Origin of the sequence: Stenotrophomonas sp. TWI602 (genome assembly GCF_039674045.1) — a bacterium.
Lineage (GTDB): Bacteria > Pseudomonadota > Gammaproteobacteria > Xanthomonadales > Xanthomonadaceae > Stenotrophomonas.
On record NZ_JBDJMT010000007.1, the window covers coordinates 99,826 to 117,666 of the forward strand.

A 17,841-nucleotide genomic window follows, 5' to 3' on the forward strand; every position below is an offset into this window, starting at 1 on the left:
TGTATCGATGAACCCGCAGGTGGAACGTACTGAAATCCTGGTCATCGGCGCCGGCCCGGCCGGCTCCGTGGCCGCCGCGATGCTGCGCAGGCAGGGCCGCCAGGTGCTGATCCTGGAGCGCCAGCAGTTTCCGCGCTTCTCGATCGGCGAGAGCCTGCTGCCGCAGAGCATGGAGTACATCGAGGCCGCCGGGCTGCTGCAGGATGTGGTGCAGGCCGGGTTCCAGTACAAGAACGGTGCCGCGTTCGTGCGCGGCGAAGCGACCACCGAGTTCGACTTCCGCGACAAGTTCTCGCCGGGCTGGGGCACCACCTACCAGGTGCAGCGCGCCGACTTCGATGATGTGCTGGCGCGCGGTGCCGAGCGCATGGGTGCCACGCTGCGCTTCGGCGATGAAGTGCTCTCGGTGCAGCCCGGCCGCCCGGCACAGGTGCAGGTGCGCCGCCCGGATGGCAGCGAGTACACCATCGAGGCCGGTTTCATCCTCGACGCCAGCGGTTTCGCCCGGCTGCTGCCGCGCCTGCTGAAGCTGGAGTCGCCGTCGAACTTCCCGGTGCGCGGCGCGATCTTCTGCCACGTGCGTGACCACATTCCGGCCGGCGCGGGGTTTGACCGCAACAAGATCCTGATCACCACCCATCCCGAGCACGTGGACGTGTGGTACTGGACGATTCCGTTCTCCAATGGGTGCTGCTCGCTGGGCGTGGTCGCCGAGCCGAGTTTCTTCGAGCGCTACCCCGGTACCGATCTGGAGAAGCTGCAGGCCATCGTCGGCGAAGACCCGAACCTGACCCGCCTGCTCAGCAACGCCGAATGGGCGGTGCTGCCGGTGCGCACCATCACCGGGTACTCGGCCAACGTCTCCTCGTTGTGGGGCGAGGGCTATGCGCTGCTGGGCAATGCCGGCGAGTTCCTGGACCCGGTGTTCTCCTCGGGCGTGACCATTGCCTTCAAGTCGGCGCAGCTGGCCAGCGAGTGCCTGGCGCGCGAGCATGCCGGTGAGACGGTGGATTGGGAGCAGGCGTTCTCGGTGCCGCTGCGCGCCGGGGTGAAGACCTTCCGTCGCTTTGTCGAAGCCTGGTACGCCGGTGGCTTCCAGAAGATCATCTACCATCCCGATCCGCAGCCGGAGGTGCGCCGCATGATCTCCTCGATCCTGGCCGGCTACGCCTGGGACACGCAGAACCCGTATGTTGCCGATGCCAGCGGCCGGCGCCTGCGCGTGCTGGAGGAACTGTGCAGCGCCTGATCCTGACCCTGTTGCTGAGCCTGCTGCTGGCCGCGTGTGCCAGTACCCGCATGCCCACACCGCTGGTGCAGCTGCCCACGCTGCAGCTGGCGCCGTCGGCATTGCCGCAACCGGTGCAGCTGCAGCAGCGCCTGCAGTTCCGCTTCGGCAGCCACCAGCGAGAGCTGGATGCGCTGCTGGAAGTGGATGCCGAGCAGGTGCGGCTGGCGGTGCAGGCGATGGGCCAGACCGGCGTGCGCATGGTCTGGGACGGGCAGCATCTTGAACAGACCCGTGCCCCCTGGCTGCCGCCGCAGGTGCGCGGCGAGCGCGTGCTGGACGACCTGCAGTTCGCGTTGTGGCCGGCGGCGGCGATCCGTGCCGCGCTGCCCGCCGGCTGGACCCTGCAGGAGACCGATGGCGTGCGCAGCCTGGAGCAGGGCGGCAAACCCTGGCTGGTGCGCGACAGCCTCCCCGACGGCCGCGTGCGCCTGCGCAACCTGGCCGAGGGCTATGAACTGGTGATCGAATCGATGGACATGGGGCAGGGCCAAGAGTGAGCAGTAGCGCGGTCTATCTGAACGAGCTGGGGGTGATCTGCGCGCTGGGTGCCGACCGCGCCCAGGTGCGCGACGGCCTGTTCGCGGCGCAGCCCGGTGGTTTGCGCGACAACGCTGAGATCCTCCCCGGGCGCACGCTGGCGCTGGGCGAAGTGCATGCGCCGCTGCCGGACCTGGCCGCCTTGCCGGTGGCCCTGCGTGGCCGCAACAACGGCCTGCTGGAGGCCGCACTGGAGCAGATCCGCGAGGGCATCGCTGCCGCCGTGGCCCGTTTCGGTGCCGATCGCGTGGCGGTGATCATCGGCACCAGCACCTCGGGCATCGGCGAATCGGAGAATGCACTGCGTACGCATCACCGCGATGGTGTGTGGCCGGCCGATTTCCATTACGCCCAGCAGGAAATGGGCACCGCCGCGCGCTTCGTGCGCGAGCGGATCGGCAGCACCGGCCCGGCGTGGACGATCTCCACCGCATGCTCGTCCAGCGCCAAGGCGCTGATGTCGGCCGCGCGCCTGCTGCAGGCCGGCGTGGTCGATGCCGTGGTGGCCGGTGGCGCCGATTCGATGTGCCGGTTCACCGTGGCCGGGTTCAGCGCATTGGAGTCGGTCTCGGCGGCGCGCTGCAATCCGTTCTCCGTCAACCGCAACGGCATCAACATCGGTGAGGGCGCGGCGCTGTTCCTGATGACCCGCGAGCCGGGCCCGGTGCGGCTCTCCGGCTGGGGGGAATCCTCCGATGCGCACCACATGTCCGCGCCGGATCCGCAGGCACGCGGGGCGATCGATGCGATGCAGCAGGCGCTGGACCGGGCCGGCCTGACGCCCGCGCAGATCGACTACGTGAACCTGCACGGCACCGCCACCGGCCACAACGATGCGATGGAAAGCCAGGCGGTCGCCGCCGTGCTTGGCACGCAGGTGCCGGCCAGCTCAACCAAGCCGCTGACCGGGCACACGCTGGGTGCCTCCGGCGCGATCGAAGCGGCGCTGTGCTGGATGACGCTGGCCGACAACCCCGACCAGCAGTTGCCCACCCACTGGTGGGATGGACAGGCCGATGACGCCTTGCCGGCACTGGCGCTGGTGGCGCCGGGGACGCATGCCGCGCAGCCGCTGCAGCACGTGCTCAGTCACTCATTTGCCTTTGGCGGCAGCAATGCCGTGCTGGCACTGGCCAAGGGATGAGCATGCCGCTGCCCCCCGACATCGACGCCGTGCTTCCGCACCGCGACAGCATGCGCCTGATCCACCGCGTGGTGGCCTGGCAGGACGAATCCATCGCGGTCGAGGTGGACGTCCCGACGCAGGGTCTGTTCTGCACCCCCGACGGCGTGCCCGCCTGGGTCGGGGTCGAATACATGGCCCAGGCGATCGCCGCCTGGGCCGGGTGCCGCGCCTGGCAGACCGGTGCGGAACCCTCGATCGGCTTCCTGCTCGGCAGCCGTCGTTACACCGCCCACCGGCCATACTTTGCCGCCGGGAGCTGCCTGCGGGTGGAGGCGAACTGCGAGCTGTTGGGCGAGAATGGCCTGGGCATGTTCGCCTGCCGGATCCTGGCGGACGATATCGAAGTGGCAGTTGCCAACGTTTCCGTGTTCCAACCCACGGATGCAGCGGCTTATCTGGAGAGTGGAGAGGCATGACAGGGAATTTGACCGTGCTGGTGACCGGCGCCAGCCGTGGCATCGGCCGTGCCGTGGCGCTGCGTTGCGCGCGCGACGGCTTCGACGTGGTGGTGCATTGCCGCAGCCGCATCGAAGACGCACAGGCCGTGGTGACCGAGATCCAGGCGCTGGGCCGGCAGGCCCGGGTGCTGATGTTCGATGTGGCCGACCGCGATGCCGCGCGCACCGCGCTGGAAGCGGACATCGCCGAGCACGGCACCTATTACGGGGTGGTCTGCAATGCCGGCATCGCCCGCGACGGTGCCTTCCCGGCGATGCCGGCCGAGGATTGGGATGCGGTCATCCACACCAACCTGGACAGCTTCTACAACGTGCTGCACCCACTGGTGATGCCGTTGGTGCGCCGGCGCAAACCGGGCCGCATCGTGACCTTGTCCTCGGTGTCCGGCCTGGTCGGCAACCGCGGCCAGACCAACTACAGTGCGGCCAAAGCCGGCATCATCGGCGCCACCAAGGCGCTGGCGCTGGAGCTGGCCAGCCGCGCGATCACCGTCAACTGCGTGGCCCCCGGGCTGATCGAGACCGAGATGGTCAATGAAGAAGTCGTCGAGCACGCGCTCAAGCTGATTCCCGCCAACCGCCTGGGCCAGCCGGAAGAGGTCGCTGCGGCCGTGTCCTTCCTGCTCTCCGAGTCGGCCGGCTACATCACCCGCCAGGTGATCTCGGTCAACGGAGGCATGGTCTGATGGCCGGCTCCGATCGTCGCGTGGTGGTGACCGGCGCCGCTGCCATCAGCCCGCTCGGGCAGGATTGGGCGAGCATCCGCGCGCGCCTGCAGGCGCGGACCAACGCGGTGCGCTACATCCCCGAGTGGGAAGTGTTTGATGGCCTCAATACCCGCCTGGCCGCGCCAGCCGAGGATTTCGAGCTCCCGGCCAACTACAACCGCAAGACCACCCGCAGCATGGGCAAGGTGGCGGTGATGTCGGTGCGTGCCACCGAGCTGGCGCTGGAGGCAGCCGGCCTGGTCGGCCACCCTGTGCTGCGCAGTGGCATGGCCGGCGTGGCCTACGGCTCGTCCTCGGGCAGCCACGAGGCCACCGCCGAGTTCGGCCGCATGCTCCATGAGCACACCACCGAAGGCATCAGCGCCACCACCTACCTGAAGATGATGAGCCACACCTCGCCGGTGAACATCGGCGTGTTCTTCGGCTTGTCCGGCCGCGTCTACACCACCTCCAGCGCCTGTACCTCGGGCAGCCAGGGCGTGGGTTCGGGCTATGAAGCGATCCGCAGCGGCAAGCAGACGGTGATGGTCACCGGTGGTGCCGAGCAGCTTGATGCCACCGCCGCGGCGGTGTTCGACACCCTGTTCGCCACCAGCGTGCGCAATGACGCGCCGCAGACCACGCCCAGCCCGTTCGATGCGCACCGCGATGGCCTGGTGCTGGGCGAGGGCGCCTGCACGCTGATCCTGGAAGAGCTGGAGCATGCACAGGCGCGTGGTGCCACGATCCTGGCCGAAGTGGTCGGCTACGGCACCAACAGCGACGGCCAGCACGTCACCCAGCCCAGCGCCGGCACCATGGCCCAGGCGATGCGGCTGGCATTGGAAGACGCCGACCTGGCCGCCGATCGGATCGGCTACGTCAACGCGCACGGTACCGCCACCGAGCACGGCGACATCGCCGAAACCCAGGCCACCCACCAGGTGTTCGGCCCGGGCATGCCGATCAGTTCGCTCAAGAGCTACGTCGGCCACATGCTCGGTGCCTGCGGCGCGTTCGAGGCCTGGCTGAGCATCGAGATGATGCGTGACGGCTGGTTCGCCCCGACCCTGAATCTGCACGAGGTCGATCCGCGCTGCGGCGTGCTGGATTACATCGATGGCGAAGGCCGCGCGTTGCAGACCGACTACGTCATGAGCAACAACTTCGCCTTCGGTGGCATCAACACCTCGTTGATCTTCCGCCGCTGGCAGGACTGACCGCTGTTTCCGGCCTGCCGTGCGGGCCGGCCGTTTCCGTAGACCCCTCGCGTCCCACCAACAAGGAGAAAGTTGAATGCGTCGTTTTGCCCTGATGGCCGCCACCGCCCTGCTCGCCGTCGCCGGCACCGCCCAGGCCCGCGATACCCGCGTGGAGCAGTCGCTGCATGAGCTGGTCAATTCCGCCGAAGCCCGCAACGTCGGCATCGACGGCAGCGTGAAGTTCTATCTGGCCGGCGAGAAAGTCAGCGTGCTGCAGCGCCTGGGCGAGGATGTGACCAACAAGAAGACCAACGCCGCCAACAAGAGCGATGCCGACGCTTGCCGCTGGGTGGCCCTGTCGGCGCTGCGCGCGCTGCAGGACGGTGCCAAGTCGCGCGGTGCCAATGCGGTGGTCGACATCGTCAGCTATTACAAGAAGAACGAGTTCAAGAGCACCACCAACTACGAATGCTATGCGGGCGCGATCCTGGCCGGCGTGGCACTGAAGGGCACCTACGCCAAGGTGAAGTAAGCAGACACGGCCACCGCCTCACCCGGCGGTGGTCGGCTGCCCCCTGCCCAGGCCGCCGCAGATACGCATTCATCACGGCGGCGCGGGCAGACTGCAGCGGCGCCCAGCTGAACGACATCGCGACATTGATGAACCTGACGCTGTCGCGCGACGGAAAACCGACGGTGGACAGTGCACGCGGCTTTCACCTGTGCCGGCTTTCCTCCACAATCATTGTCATTCACTACCCTGGGCAAAGCCCTGCGGCATGCAAGCCTACGTCTATAAAAGCCAACGCAAGCAGGACAGCTTCGTCTATCTCGCCGTTCGTGATGACTTCTCGGTCATCCCTGACGCGGTAAAGGCCTCGCTGGCGCCGTTCCAGTTCGTTCTCGAAGTGGCCCTGACTCCCGACCGTCGCCTTGCCCAGGTCGATGCCGCACAAGTGCGCCAGAACCTGACCGAGCGTGGATTCCACCTGCAGCTGCCGCCGCCCCCGTTGGCGCCGGTCCGGTTCCCGCGACGCAATGACTGACTCCCAACGCCCTCGCGCTGTTGCCTCCGCTGCCGCGCTCGGTGTGCTGCTGGCCCTGGCCGCGGCCGTCGGTGGCGTGCCCGGTGCGGTGTGCGCCGCGCTGGCCCAGCCGGCGTTCGCGCTGGCGGTATCGTGGTGGCGCCGGACGCGCCCGCTGCAGCCATTGCCCCAAGTGGCCCGCCACGACGCGCCCGCGCTGTTGGCGCTGTGGTCCCTTGGCCCGCTGCTGCTGACCCTGCTGGTGGCCTGGCCGCTGAACGCACTGCACGACAGCGGCAGCCTGGCCGCCGTGCTTGGCCTGAGCGTGGCGGTCAGTGCCGCGCTGCTCGGGGTCTGGCGAACCTGGCCGTTGTGGAATGACGTGGAACGCAGCGAGGGCAGTCTGGCCCGGCATTGGCAGACCCTGGCCGGACGCGACCTGACCGCCTGGCGCGGCTTGGCCGTGGCCGCACTGGTGGTGCTGGTGTGCGCGCTGGTGGTGCTGCCGGCGTGGCCGGGCCTGGTGTCGGACGCGCTGCATTGGCCGATCGCCGCTGCGGTCGTGCTGCTCTCGCCCTTGGCGCACGTGCTGCTGCAGGCGATCGCGCCGGCGACGAGCCTGGGTGCGCCGGTGCCGGCCGAGACGCGCGGCGACCGCGCCGATCCCTTTGCCGAGCCATACCCCGAGCCCAAGCCGCTCGAATCGATCGGCCTGCACGAACAACAGCCGGCGCTGTATGACGCCGCGCGCAGCGGCCGGGTCGACCGCGCCCTGCAGCTGCTGCAGGCCGGCGCCGATCCGCACGGCCTGCCCGACCCGGCCTGGCGCGACCAGCGCAGCCTGGCGGTGCTCGCCGCGGTGCTGCCTGACCTGCGGCTGCTGCGTGAACTGATTGCCCGCGGCGTCGGGGTCAATGCGCCGCACCGCGGCATGACCCCGCTGCTGGCCGCCACCCGCGACAGCTGGCATGGCCGCCCCGAGGCGGTGATGACCCTGCTCGCCAACGGCGCCGACCCGCGTGCAGTGGACAGCGAAGGCAACACCCCCCTGCACCACGCCGCGCGCAGCTCCGATCCCGGCGTCGCCGCGTTGCTGCGCGACGCCGCTGCCGAAGTGGACGCGCTGAACGACGATGGCTGGTCACCGCTGGCGGTGGCCTGCCAGGTGGGCAACTGGCGCCTGGCCAAGTTCCTGCTGGAACGCGGGGCCAAGACCGAGCCGGCCGAGGGAACGCCCGTGCTGCTGGCGGCCGCGGGCACCGAAGAAGACGATCCCGCCGGTGTGCAGCTGCTGCTCAAGCACAAGGCCCGCGCCGATGCGCGTGACCGCCAGCGCCGCAGCGCGCTGCACGAAGCCGCGTTGGCCGGCCATGTCGACATCATCGATGTGCTGCTCGCCGCCGGCGCCAATCTGGAAGCCCGCGACGGACTGGCGCGCACGCCGTGGCTCGAAGCCGCGCGCGGTGGTCGGGCCGGCGTGGTCGAACACCTGCTGCCGCACCACCCCGATCTCAATGCGGTTGATGGCGAAGGCCGCAACGCGGTGCTGCTGGCCTGCATGGCCGACAACGTCTCGCCACTGCTGGTGCGCCGCCTGCGTGATCTGGGCATCGCCGTGGACGTGGCCGACCCGCAGGGCCGCCGTGCCGTGGATATCGCCGCCGGTGCCGGGCGCTGGGCGATCGTCTCGCTGCTGGATCCCGCCTATCCGCTGCCGTCCGCGGTCAGCGATGGGCTGGTGATGTCCGGCGACGGGGACACGGCCTCGCCCTCGCTGCCGGACCGTCCGCCACTGGAACTGCTGCGTGAAGCGCTGAGCTTCGGCAACGTGGAGGGCATGGCCGCGCTGGCCCGCCTGTGCGCGCCGGAGGAACTGGGTGCGCTGCTGCACGACGCCGAACTGGCGCTGGATCCGCAGGCGCTGGACTGGCTGCTCGCGCACGGCGCGGCGCCGGAAGTGCTGGATGCGTGCGGTGATACCCCGATGTTCGCGCTGCTGGCGCGGGGCATCGACGCGGTGCCGGCGCTGCAGGTGCTGCTGCGCCGTGGCGTGTCCCCGGCCGGTCGCGGTGGCCTGGCGCGTCTGCTGAGCGCCTGCGCCCAGCACGACCACGCCTCACGCGGGCTGGAACAGCTTGCACTTGAACTGCTGGAACGCGGCGCGGATCCGTTCGCGCCATCGCCGGCCGGCGATCCGCCGCTGTCGCTGGCCGTGCGGCTGGGCTGGCTGCGGCTGCAGCAGGCGCTGCTCACTCAAGGCGTGGACCGCGAAGCGCGCGACAGCCATGGCATGACCGCCCTGCATCTGGCCACCGCGCTCGCGCGCGAAGGCTCGATCAAGCTGCTGGTGCAGCAGGGCGCCTCACCCGAAGCCCGCGCCGCCGACGGCCAGACCCCGCTGGGCGTGGCGCTGTCGATCGGCCGCCGCGATCTGGCCGACTGGCTGGACTGGCGGGTGTGGCCGCTGCCGCGCCGCGCGTTGCGCGACGGCGACCTGCCGGCGGCCGCGATGGCCGGTGACGCCGATGCCGTGCGTCGCCTGATCGATCTCGGTTTCGCCGTGGATGTGGTCGACGCCCAAGGCTGCACCGCGCTGCTGCGTGCCGCCGGTGGCGGGCACCTGGCCGTGGTCGACCTGCTGCTCACCCGTGGTGCGAATCCGCAGCACGCCGCGGCCAGCGGTGCGACGCCGCTGTCGGCGGCGGTCAGCATGCGCCAGATCGATATCGTCTCGGCCCTGCTCGATGCCGGTGCCGAACTGGAATACCGCCTGCCGGGCGGGGTCACCGTGCTGATGCTGGCCTCGGCGCTGGGCCTGCCGGACATTGTTTCGCGTCTGCTCACCGCCGGTGCCAACGTCCATGCGGGCGATGCCCAGCAGCTCGGCCCGCTGCACTGCGCCGCGCTATACGGTTTCAGTGCGCGCGACCGCTCGCGTCTGCTGGCCCTGCTCGACACCCTGCTGCTGGCCGGCGCCGAACCGGACCAGGCTGCCGCCGGCTCGGTCACGCCGTTGCTGCTGCTGCTCGGCGCCCGCGCCGAACCGGGCACCGCCTGCGACGAGCAGATCGTGCTCGCCGCGGTGGAGCGCCTGCTGGACGAAGAGGTCTCGCTGGACGTGCGGGATCCGCGTGGCTTCGGCCCGCTGCATCTGGCGGCCCTGCACGGCCTACCGCTGCTGGTGCAGCGCCTGCTGCGTGCCGGCGCCGACCCGGACGTGCGCGACGCACTCAACCGCAGCCCGCGCGAGATCGCGGTGATGCGTGGTTTCATCGACGTCGCCGGCGAATTCGAACCGCTGGTACCGGGCGTGTCCTCGATGGCCCGGTTCCTGCGCGATAACGGCTGAGCCCCGCCTGGTAGTGCCGGCCGCTGGCCGGCAGCGCTCAATGAGGCACGGGCAGGTGCACCTGCAGGTTCATCAACGCGGCGGGTTGCCGTCCACACCGTTCCCATCACTCTCCGCATCCGCCTCGAACAGATGCATCAGGTCCGCGCGCGCATCGCGCGAGGTCTGGATCACCGCCGCTTCGTCGTCGTAGACAAGGTACTGATCGCGCAGCAGCTTCTCGTCATGCTCGCGGAAGCGCTGCACATGGCTGCGTGCGGTCTCCACCGACATGCCGAGCGCGATCAGCATCCGTTCGCTCAGTTCCAGGCTGGTGCCGAACACCTCGCGGAACGGCTCGGCGGACATGTCCATCAGCCGCCACGCATGCTGGCGGTTGCGTGCGCGCACCAGCACCACCGCATTGGGATACATGCGCCGGATCAGCCGCGTGGCCCGCATGTTGGCGTCCGGATCATCCAGTGTGACCACGTAGACGCGGATGTGCTCGCCGCCGGCGGCGCGCAGCATCTCCGGCCGGGTCGGGTCGCCGTAATAGAGTTTGTTGCCGAAGCGGCGCAGGTCCGAGACCGTATCCGGATTGGACTCCAGCGCCACGAACGGGATCTTCTGCGCGGTCAGCAGGCGCGCCACCACCTGGCCGAAGCGGCCCATGCCGGCGATCATCACCTGCGGCTGTACATCGGTGATGTCGACCTTGTCGGCGGGCTGGGCCGGCGCCTTGGGACCGTCATCGCGGCCCAGCAGGCGGATCAGGCCGATCATCAACAGCGGCGTGATCGCCATCGACAGGCCGACAATCGCCACCAGCCGATCATGGTTGGCACTGCCAAGCAGGTGCGCGCGCTGGGCTTCGTTGAACACCACGAAGGCGAACTCGCCGCCCAGCCACAGCACGCTGCCCAGCAGCACCGCGTGGCGCGTGCGCAGCTTGGCCAGCTTGCCGATGCCGAACAGCAGGCCGAACTTGACCACCAGCAGGATCGCCACGCCGGCGGCGATCATCATCGGCTCGGCGACGATGCGGTCCAGGTCGATGCCCATGCCCACGGCGATGAAGAACAGGCCGAGCAGCAGGCCCTTGAACGGTTCGATCTGCGATTCCAGCTCGTGGCGGAATTCCGAATCGGACAACAGCACACCGGCCAGGAACGCGCCCAGGCTCGGGCTCAGCCCGGCCTCCTGCATGAACCATGCGGTGCCGAGCACGACCAGCAGCGCGGTGGCGGTGAACACCTCCGGGCTGCGCGTGCGCGCGATGATGTTGAACAGCCGGCGCAGCACCGGCCGTCCGCACAGGATCACCACCGCCAGCGCGCCGATCGCGATCGCCACGTCGTTCCACTGCAGAGTGTCGTTGCGCGCACCGCCGAGCAGCGGAATCGCCGCCAGCAACGGGATCGCGATCAGATCCTGGAAGAGCAGGATGGCGAAGCCCAGGCGCCCGTAATCGCTGTTGATCGCTTTGTGTTCGGACAGCAGCTGCAGCCCGACCGCCGTGGAGGACAGTGCCAGCGCGATGCCGACGATCAACGCGCTCTTCCACTGGAAGTGATCCAGCATCAGCAGGCTGCCCAGCACGAGGGCACTCAGCGCGACCTGCAGTGCGCCGGCACCGAACACCGAGCGGCGCATCACCTTCAGGCGGGCGGGCGACAGCTCCAGGCCGATCACGAACAGCAGCATCACCACGCCGATCTCGGCGGCGCTGAGGATGCGGTCGGCGTCCTGCACGAAACCCAGGCCATCCGGGCCGAGCACCACGCCAGCCGCCAGATAGCCAAGCACCGCGCCCAGGCCGAGTTTTTTGAACACCGGCACCGCGATCACCGCGGCCAGCAGCAGCACCAGGGCCAGCTCGAGCGCGCCGCTATGCATGGGGGAACCTGCTCATGGGGTCGTGTGCCGTGCGGGTGGAAAGCCTCCCCGGGCGGACCGGGGCCTGTGGCCGGGGCCACGCGCCATTATGCGACCGCGATGGGTGCGGAAGGCGACTCCCACCGGAACGGCGTCCCGCACAAGGGTTGACCTGCGTCACACCCGGGTCCAGACTGCCCGCCGCTGCTGGCGTCCGCCGTCGGCAGTAAACCCTTCCGGAGTCCCCAACCCATGTCCAGCGACAGTAGAAGTCGACCTTGCTCGACGCCAGCGATGGCGACCGCCTGACACGGGTCGGTTCGCCAGCGTTGGCGTCGCGCAATGCGATACCCACAGGCGAATACGATGAACCAGAAAGACCTGCTGCGCCCGGTGGCCGATGCCGCCTCGTTGAGCGCACCCCTCGATAATTTCAACACCGCCGATGCGGTGGAATTCCTCAACACGCTGAGCCTGTCGCGCGCCGCCGACACGCTGGCCGCGTTGCCGTTGCCGCGCGCGGTGAAGATGCTCGAGCAGCCCGAGCTCAACCGCGGCGGCGATCTCGTGGCGGCCATGCCGGTGGCCCGCGCCGCCGCCCTGCTCGGGCTGATGGCCGATGACCGCGCCACCGATATCGTCCACGAGCTGGACGAGGACGAACGCGCGCGCCTGATCCCGCTGCTCAGCCCGGAGGCGCGCAAGGCGATCCAGCAGTTACTGAGCTACCCGGCGCACACCGCCGGCGCGCTGATGACCACCGAGTTCGTCAGCGTGCCCTCGGACTGGACGGTCGGCCGCACCCTGCAGCACATCCGCGAGGTCGAGCGCACCCGCGAGACCGTCTACGCGATCTATGTGCTGGACCCGCACACCCGCGCGCTGGTGCAGGTGGTGACCATGCGCCGGCTGATCACCGGGCTGCCCGAGGAACCCATCCTCGACGTTGCCCAGGTCAACCCGCCGGTAACGGTGGAGGTGCAGCTGGATCAGGAAGAGGTGGCGCAGCTGATCCGCCGCCACGACCTGCTCGCGATTCCGGTGGTCGACGCGCAGCACCATGTGCTTGGCATCGTTACGGTGGATGACATCCTCGATGCCCTGATCGAAGAATCCACCGAGGACGTGCACAAGTTCGGCGGTATGGAGGCGCTGGAAAAGCCGTACATGCAGATCGGCTTCTTCGAGATGCTGCGCAAGCGGGCCGGCTGGCTCAGCGTGCTGTTCCTCGGCGAAATGTTGACCGCCAGCGCGATGCAGCACTACGAGGACGAGCTGGCACGCGCGGTGGTGCTGACGCTGTTCATCCCGCTGATCATGAGCTCGGGCGGCAACTCCGGCTCGCAGGCCACTTCGCTGCTGATCCGCAGCCTGGCCCTGCGCGAGCTGCGCCTGCGTGACTGGTGGAAGGTGGCGCTGCGCGAGGTGCCGACCGGCATCACCCTGGGCGCGATCCTGGGCGTGCTGGCGATCATCCGCATCGTGTCCTGGCAGCTGCTGGGCCTGCACGACTACGGCGAGCACTGGCAGCTGCTGGCACTGACCATCGGCGCGGCCCTGGTCGGCATCGTCACCTTCGGCTCGCTGTCCGGCTCGATGCTGCCCTTCATCCTCAAGCGCCTGGGCTTCGACCCGGCCAGCGCCTCGGCCCCGTTCGTGGCCACGCTGGTCGATGTTACCGGCCTGGTCATCTACTTCAGCATCGCCGCGATGATCCTGCGCGGCACCCTCCTTTGACAGGGACGGGGGGTGGTTAATAACCACCCCCGTCCCTGTTACTGTCTGATCGCATGAGCACCTACCACCTGCAAGCCGTCTTCCGCCCGCAGTCGGTCGCCGTGATCGGCGGCAGCCCACGTGAACGCTCCGCTGGCCGCGCAGTGATGCGCAATCTGCGCGGCACCGGCTTCACCGGCAAGGTGGCCTGGATCAATCCGCGTTACAGCGAGATCGACGGCATCCGCACCGTGAAGCGGCTCAAGGATCTGGACTGGGTGCCCGAGCTGGTGGTGATCACCGCCCCGGCCAGCATCGTGCCGCAGGTGGTGGCCACGGCCGCCGAGCGCGGTGTCAGCGCGGCGATCATTCTGACGGCCAACCTGGGCGAAGGCCCGGGCTCGCTGGCCGCGCAGGTGGAGGCCGCCGCCCGGCCCAAGGGCCTGCGTATTCTCGGCCCGCACTGCCTGGGCGTGATCGCGCCGCATGCACGCTTGAACGCCAGCATCGCCGCGCACTTCCCGCAGGCCGGCGATCTGGCCCTGATCTCCGAATCCAGTGCGATTGCCGCGGCCCTGGTGGAGTGGGGCGTGGCGCGCTCGGTCGGTTTCTCCGCTGTGGTCTCGCTCGGCGACACCCTGGATGTCGACTTCGGCGATCTGCTCGATTACTTCGCCACCGATTACCGCACCCGCGCGATCCTGCTGTACGTCGAGCACATCCGCGATGCGCGCAAGTTCATGTCCGCCGCGCGTGCCGCTGCGCGCGCCAAGCCGGTGGTGGTGGTCAAATCCGGCCGCCACATCCGCATCAATCCCGATGCCGATACCCACGTGCAGGCGCTGGCCAGCGCCGATGCGGTGTACGGTGCGGCATTCAACCGTGCGGGCCTGCTGCGCGTCAGCGCGCTGGATGAGCTGTTCACCGCGGCCGAAACACTGGGCCGGCTCGGCACCTTCCCGGGCCGTCGCCTGGCGATCCTGAGCAACGGCGGTGGGGTGGGGCGGCTGGCGGTGGACCAGCTGCTGGCCCTGCGCGGCAGCCTGGCCGAGCTGTCGCCGGCCACCGTCGCCCAGCTCGATGCGGTGCTGCCGCAAGGCTGGTCGCGCAGCAATCCGGTCGACATCGTGGTCGATGCCGATGGCGACCGCTACGCCGCGGCGATCGAAGCGCTGATGTCCGATACCGAGAACGACGCCGTGCTGGTGGTCAACGTGCCGACCGCGTTCACCTCCTCGGCCGATGCCGCGCAGGCCCTGACCCGCACGCTCGGCCTGCGCCCGCGCCACCACCGCGACAAGCCGGTGTTCGCGGTGTGGCTGGGCAACGACGATCGTGCCACCGCCACGCTCAATGCCGCGCGCGTGCCGACCTACCCGACCGAAGCGGAGGCCGTGCGCGGCTTCCAGCATCTGGTGCGCTACCGCGACGCGCAGGCCGCGTTGATGGAAACCCCGCCCAGCCTGCCCGAGGATTTCGTGGTCGATACCGCCGGGGCGCGCGCGCTGGTGGAGACCGCACTGGCCGCCGGCCAGCAGTGGCTGGACCCGATCGCCACCCACCAGCTGCTCAGCGCCTACGGCATTCCGTCCGCGCCGGTGATGCAGGCCCGTGATGCCCACGAGGCGATGGACCTGGCCCAGCCATTGCTGGAGCAGGGCGCCACGGTGGCGATCAAGGTGTTCTCGGCCGACATCCCGCACAAGTCCGATGTCGACGGCGTGCGTCTGAACCTCGGTACCCTGCAATCCGTGCATGCGGCGGCGACCTCGATCATCGCGCGCGCGCATGAAAAGCGGCCCGATGCGCGTATCGATGGCGTGCTGGTGCAGCCGACCATCGTGCGGCCCAAGGCGCGCGAGTTGATCGCGGGTATTGCCGATGACCCGACCTTCGGCCCGGTGATCGTATTCGGCCGTGGCGGCACTGCGGTCGAAGTGATCGACGACAAGGCGATCGCCCTGCCACCGCTGGACCTGCGCCTGTCGCATGAACTGATCGGCCGCACGCGGGTCTCACGCATCCTCAAGGCGTACCGCGATGTTCCGGCCGCCGACGAACGCGCGGTTGCGCTGATCCTGGTCAAGCTCGCCCAGCTTGCCGCCGACATCCCCGAGATCCGCACGCTCGACATCAATCCGCTGCTGGCCGACCGCGACGGGGTGATCGCACTCGATGCGCGCGTGGCGATCGAACCGTCGCGCAAGCTGCACAAGGGCCGCGGCCACCCACGTTTCGCGGTGTTTCCGTACCCGAAGGAGTGGGAGCGCACCATCACCCTGTCCGACGGCGCCCCCGCCTTTGTACGCCCGGTCCGCCCCGAGGACGACGCGCTGTTCCGTGCCTTCTTCGCGCGCGTCACCGATGACGACCTGCGGCTGCGCTTCTTCCAGTCGGTGAAGCACTTCAGCCACGAGTTCATCGCGCGCCTGACCCAGCTCGACTACGCGCGTTCCATCGCGCTGGTGGCCATCGACCCGCGCAGCGGCGACATGCTCGGCGCGGTGCGCCTGCACGCCGATGCGGACTACGACCGTGGCGAGTACGGCATCCTGATCCGCTCCGACCTCAAGGGCCACGGCATCGGTTGGCGGTTGATGGCGATCATGATCGAGTACGCGCAATGGCTGGGCCTGAACATCATCGAAGGCCAGGTGCTGCGCGAGAACAGCACCATGCTGGCGATGTGCCAGAGCCTGGGCTTCAAGACCCGGCTCGACCCGGACGATTCGACGGTGATGGTGGTGACCCTGCCGGTGCAGGACGTACAGGTGCCGCAGGCGCCCGATCCTGCAACGCACTGAGCCGATCGCGGTACGGCGCGTGCACGTGGGCGGGGCGACAATACGGGATGACCGACCGCCTCCCCCTGCTGCTGCTCCCCGGCCTGCTCAACGACGCTGAACTCTGGCGTGCGCAGATCGCCGACCTGTCCGATATCGCCGACTGCATCGTGGGCGACCAGACCCGCGGCGAGACGATGCAGGCCGTGGTCGATGACGTGCTGGCGCAGGCACCGGCGCGCTTTGCCCTGGCCGGGTTCTCCCTCGGCGGTTTCGTCGCCCAGCAGATTCTGCGCACCGCGCCGGAGCGGGTGCTGCGGCTGGCCCTGATCGATACCTCGATCCATGCCGACTCGCCCGAGCGCGCCGCGCAACGGAGGACGCAGCAGGCAAGCGTGCGGCTGCCCGGAAAATTCCACGGCTTCGGTGACACGTTGATGCGCAGCTACATCGATGCCTCGCGGCTGGATGACGATGTGCTGGTGCAGCGCGTACGCGACATGACCGCGCGGCTGGGCGCGGAGGTGTTCCTGCGCCAGAGCGCACTGGACCGGGTGGATGGCCATGACGTGCTGGCCGGATACCGCGATCCGCTGTTGATCGTATGCGGTGCGAACGACCGCATCACCCCGCTGGCGATCAGCGAGGCGATGCATGCGCTGGTGCCGGATTCAACCCTGGTGGCGCTGCCCGATTGTGGCCATCTGGCCCCGATGGAGAAGCCCGACGAGGTCAGCGCGGCACTGCGCGCGTGGTTGCAGGGGTAGGTGCCGACCGTTGGTCGGCATGCCCACCACGCCCGACCAACGGTCGGGCGCTACCGGTCAATCCCAGGCTGGCGCAATCGCCTCAGGGTTCGCCAGGCGATGCCCGCGATCCAGCGTGGCGATCTGCGCCATGTCCTCATCGCTCAAGCGCAGATCGGCGGCCAACAGGTTGCCGGCCAGGTTGTCGCGCTTGGTCGAGGACGGAATCACCGCAAAGCCCTGCTGCAGCGCCCACGCCAACGCGACCTGGGCCGGGGTGGCCTGGTGGCGCGCGGCGATGGCCTGGATCACCGGGTCCTTGAGCACTTCGCCGTAGGCCAGGCTCATGTAGGCGGTGACAGCGATGCCCTGTTCCTTCAGGAACGCGATCAGCGCGCGGTTCTGCAGGTAGGGGTGGACTTCGATCTGGTTGGTCGCGATTGCATCGGCACCGAGGATCTCGATGGCCTGGCGGGTCTGGGCGATGGTGAAGTTGGAGATGCCGATCTGGCGGGTCAGGCCCTGCGACTTGGCCTCGGCCAGTGCACCGAGATACTCGGCCATCGGCACCGCATCCTTCGGCGACGGCCAGTGGATCAAGGTCAGCTCGACGTGGTCGGTGCGCAGCTTGCGCAGGCTCTCGTGCAGGCTCTCCAGCAGCGCGTCGTGGTGGAAGTTGGCGATCCAGATCTTGGTGGTCAGGAACAGAGCTTCGCGCGCCACGCCGGACTCGGCGATGGCCTGGCCGACCTCGGCTTCGTTCTCGTAGATCTGCGCGGTATCGATGGCGCGGTAGCCGACGTCCAGTGCGTTGCGCACCGAGTCGATCACGGTCTGGCCCTTCAGGCGGAAGGTGCCGAGGCCGAAGGCGGGAATGCTCATGGAAACTCCTTCATGGGGTGAGGTGCAGGCTACGCCGTGCACCGTAAAGCGACGGTAGAGCCGACCGTTGGTCGGCTGTCAGGTAGAGCCGACCGTTGGTCG

Annotated in this window: 14 protein-coding genes; 12 read left to right on the forward strand and 2 right to left on the reverse strand. The window is 69.0% G+C overall.

Going from position 1 to position 17,841, the window contains the following annotated elements; genetic code table 11:
• Positions 1-7 precede the first annotated feature (7 nt).
• From ABE483_RS09625 to ABE483_RS09665, 9 genes are all read left to right on the forward strand, one after another.
• Entirely contained in the window at positions 8-1,249 is a 1,242-nt protein-coding gene (locus ABE483_RS09625; RefSeq protein WP_313209496.1) for an NAD(P)/FAD-dependent oxidoreductase, read from the forward strand.
• Complete coding sequence (locus ABE483_RS09630) at positions 1,237-1,788, forward strand: DUF3261 domain-containing protein (protein ID WP_313219313.1); 552 nt, start codon at positions 1,237-1,239, stop codon at positions 1,786-1,788. Before ABE483_RS09625 ends, ABE483_RS09630 begins: the two co-directional genes overlap by 13 nt.
• Entirely contained in the window at positions 1,785-2,972 is a 1,188-nt protein-coding gene (locus ABE483_RS09635; RefSeq protein ID WP_346481584.1) for a beta-ketoacyl-[acyl-carrier-protein] synthase family protein, read from the forward strand. The genes ABE483_RS09630 and ABE483_RS09635 overlap by 4 nt, the downstream gene beginning before the upstream one ends.
• 2 nt (positions 2,973-2,974) lie before the next feature.
• Positions 2,975-3,430 carry a hotdog family protein gene (locus ABE483_RS09640; protein WP_313209488.1) on the forward strand — a complete coding sequence of 152 codons (456 nt, stop codon included), beginning with the start codon at positions 2,975-2,977 and terminating at the stop codon, positions 3,428-3,430.
• Positions 3,427-4,158 (forward strand): 3-ketoacyl-ACP reductase FabG2, encoded by a 732-nt coding sequence (locus tag ABE483_RS09645; RefSeq protein ID WP_313209486.1) that lies wholly within the window; start codon positions 3,427-3,429, stop codon positions 4,156-4,158. The genes ABE483_RS09640 and ABE483_RS09645 overlap by 4 nt, the downstream gene beginning before the upstream one ends.
• Complete coding sequence (locus tag ABE483_RS09650; protein ID WP_346481585.1) at positions 4,158-5,399, forward strand: beta-ketoacyl-ACP synthase; 1,242 nt, start codon at positions 4,158-4,160, stop codon at positions 5,397-5,399. The genes ABE483_RS09645 and ABE483_RS09650 overlap by 1 nt, the downstream gene beginning before the upstream one ends.
• 76 nt (positions 5,400-5,475) lie before the next feature.
• Complete coding sequence (locus tag ABE483_RS09655) at positions 5,476-5,913, forward strand: excinuclease ATPase subunit (protein WP_313209482.1); 438 nt, start codon at positions 5,476-5,478, stop codon at positions 5,911-5,913.
• Between the two features lie 247 nt (positions 5,914-6,160).
• Positions 6,161-6,427, forward strand: a complete 267-nt coding sequence (locus ABE483_RS09660; protein WP_019185480.1) for a YcgL domain-containing protein — start codon at positions 6,161-6,163, stop codon at positions 6,425-6,427.
• Entirely contained in the window at positions 6,420-9,755 is a 3,336-nt protein-coding gene (locus ABE483_RS09665) for an ankyrin repeat domain-containing protein (RefSeq protein WP_346481586.1), read from the forward strand. Before ABE483_RS09660 ends, ABE483_RS09665 begins: the two co-directional genes overlap by 8 nt.
• A gap of 72 nt (positions 9,756-9,827) precedes the next feature.
• On the opposite strand, the gene ABE483_RS09670 is transcribed toward ABE483_RS09665, so the two are convergent.
• On the reverse strand, positions 9,828-11,633 hold the full coding sequence (locus tag ABE483_RS09670; protein ID WP_346481587.1) for a monovalent cation:proton antiporter-2 (CPA2) family protein: 1,806 nt from the start codon (positions 11,631-11,633) through the stop codon (positions 9,828-9,830).
• Between the two features lie 345 nt (positions 11,634-11,978).
• On the opposite strand from ABE483_RS09670, the gene mgtE reads away from it, so the two are divergent.
• Genes mgtE through ABE483_RS09685 form a run of 3 tightly spaced genes read left to right on the forward strand, consistent with a single transcriptional unit; the run spans position 11,979 to position 16,878 of the window.
• Entirely contained in the window at positions 11,979-13,349 is a 1,371-nt protein-coding gene (mgtE, locus tag ABE483_RS09675; RefSeq protein WP_070469987.1) for a magnesium transporter, read from the forward strand.
• A 53-nt stretch (positions 13,350-13,402) separates the two neighbouring features.
• A complete protein-coding gene (locus tag ABE483_RS09680) occupies positions 13,403-16,132 on the forward strand; it encodes a bifunctional acetate--CoA ligase family protein/GNAT family N-acetyltransferase (protein ID WP_313219320.1) in 2,730 nt (909 codons plus the stop codon).
• 47 nt (positions 16,133-16,179) lie between these two features.
• Positions 16,180-16,878, forward strand: coding sequence for an alpha/beta hydrolase (locus ABE483_RS09685; protein WP_346481588.1), 699 nt, complete (start codon positions 16,180-16,182; stop codon positions 16,876-16,878).
• Between the two features lie 57 nt (positions 16,879-16,935).
• Here the strand turns inward: ABE483_RS09685 and dkgB are convergent, their stop codons facing one another.
• Positions 16,936-17,739 carry a 2,5-didehydrogluconate reductase DkgB gene (dkgB, locus tag ABE483_RS09690; protein ID WP_346465679.1) on the reverse strand — a complete coding sequence of 268 codons (804 nt, stop codon included), beginning with the start codon at positions 17,737-17,739 and terminating at the stop codon, positions 16,936-16,938.
• Positions 17,740-17,841 lie beyond the last annotated feature (102 nt).

What these genes read in the sequence shown, in the direction of transcription:
- ABE483_RS09625 (WP_313209496.1), top strand. Translation starts at nt 8, where the DNA reads ATGAACCCGCAGGTGGAACGTACTGAAATCCTGGTCATCGGCGCCGGC.
- ABE483_RS09640 (WP_313209488.1), top strand. Translation starts at nt 2,975, where the DNA reads ATGCCGCTGCCCCCCGACATCGACGCCGTGCTTCCGCACCGCGACAGC.
- ABE483_RS09645 (WP_313209486.1), top strand. Translation starts at nt 3,427, where the DNA reads ATGACAGGGAATTTGACCGTGCTGGTGACCGGCGCCAGCCGTGGCATC.
- ABE483_RS09650 (WP_346481585.1), top strand. Translation starts at nt 4,158, where the DNA reads ATGGCCGGCTCCGATCGTCGCGTGGTGGTGACCGGCGCCGCTGCCATC.
- ABE483_RS09655 (WP_313209482.1), top strand. Translation starts at nt 5,476, where the DNA reads ATGCGTCGTTTTGCCCTGATGGCCGCCACCGCCCTGCTCGCCGTCGCC.
- ABE483_RS09660 (WP_019185480.1), top strand. Translation starts at nt 6,161, where the DNA reads ATGCAAGCCTACGTCTATAAAAGCCAACGCAAGCAGGACAGCTTCGTC.
- ABE483_RS09665 (WP_346481586.1), top strand. Translation starts at nt 6,420, where the DNA reads ATGACTGACTCCCAACGCCCTCGCGCTGTTGCCTCCGCTGCCGCGCTC.
- ABE483_RS09670 (WP_346481587.1), bottom strand. Translation starts at nt 11,633, where the DNA reads ATGCATAGCGGCGCGCTCGAGCTGGCCCTGGTGCTGCTGCTGGCCGCG.
- mgtE (WP_070469987.1), top strand. Translation starts at nt 11,979, where the DNA reads ATGAACCAGAAAGACCTGCTGCGCCCGGTGGCCGATGCCGCCTCGTTG.
- ABE483_RS09680 (WP_313219320.1), top strand. Translation starts at nt 13,403, where the DNA reads ATGAGCACCTACCACCTGCAAGCCGTCTTCCGCCCGCAGTCGGTCGCC.
- ABE483_RS09685 (WP_346481588.1), top strand. Translation starts at nt 16,180, where the DNA reads ATGACCGACCGCCTCCCCCTGCTGCTGCTCCCCGGCCTGCTCAACGAC.
- dkgB (WP_346465679.1), bottom strand. Translation starts at nt 17,739, where the DNA reads ATGAGCATTCCCGCCTTCGGCCTCGGCACCTTCCGCCTGAAGGGCCAG.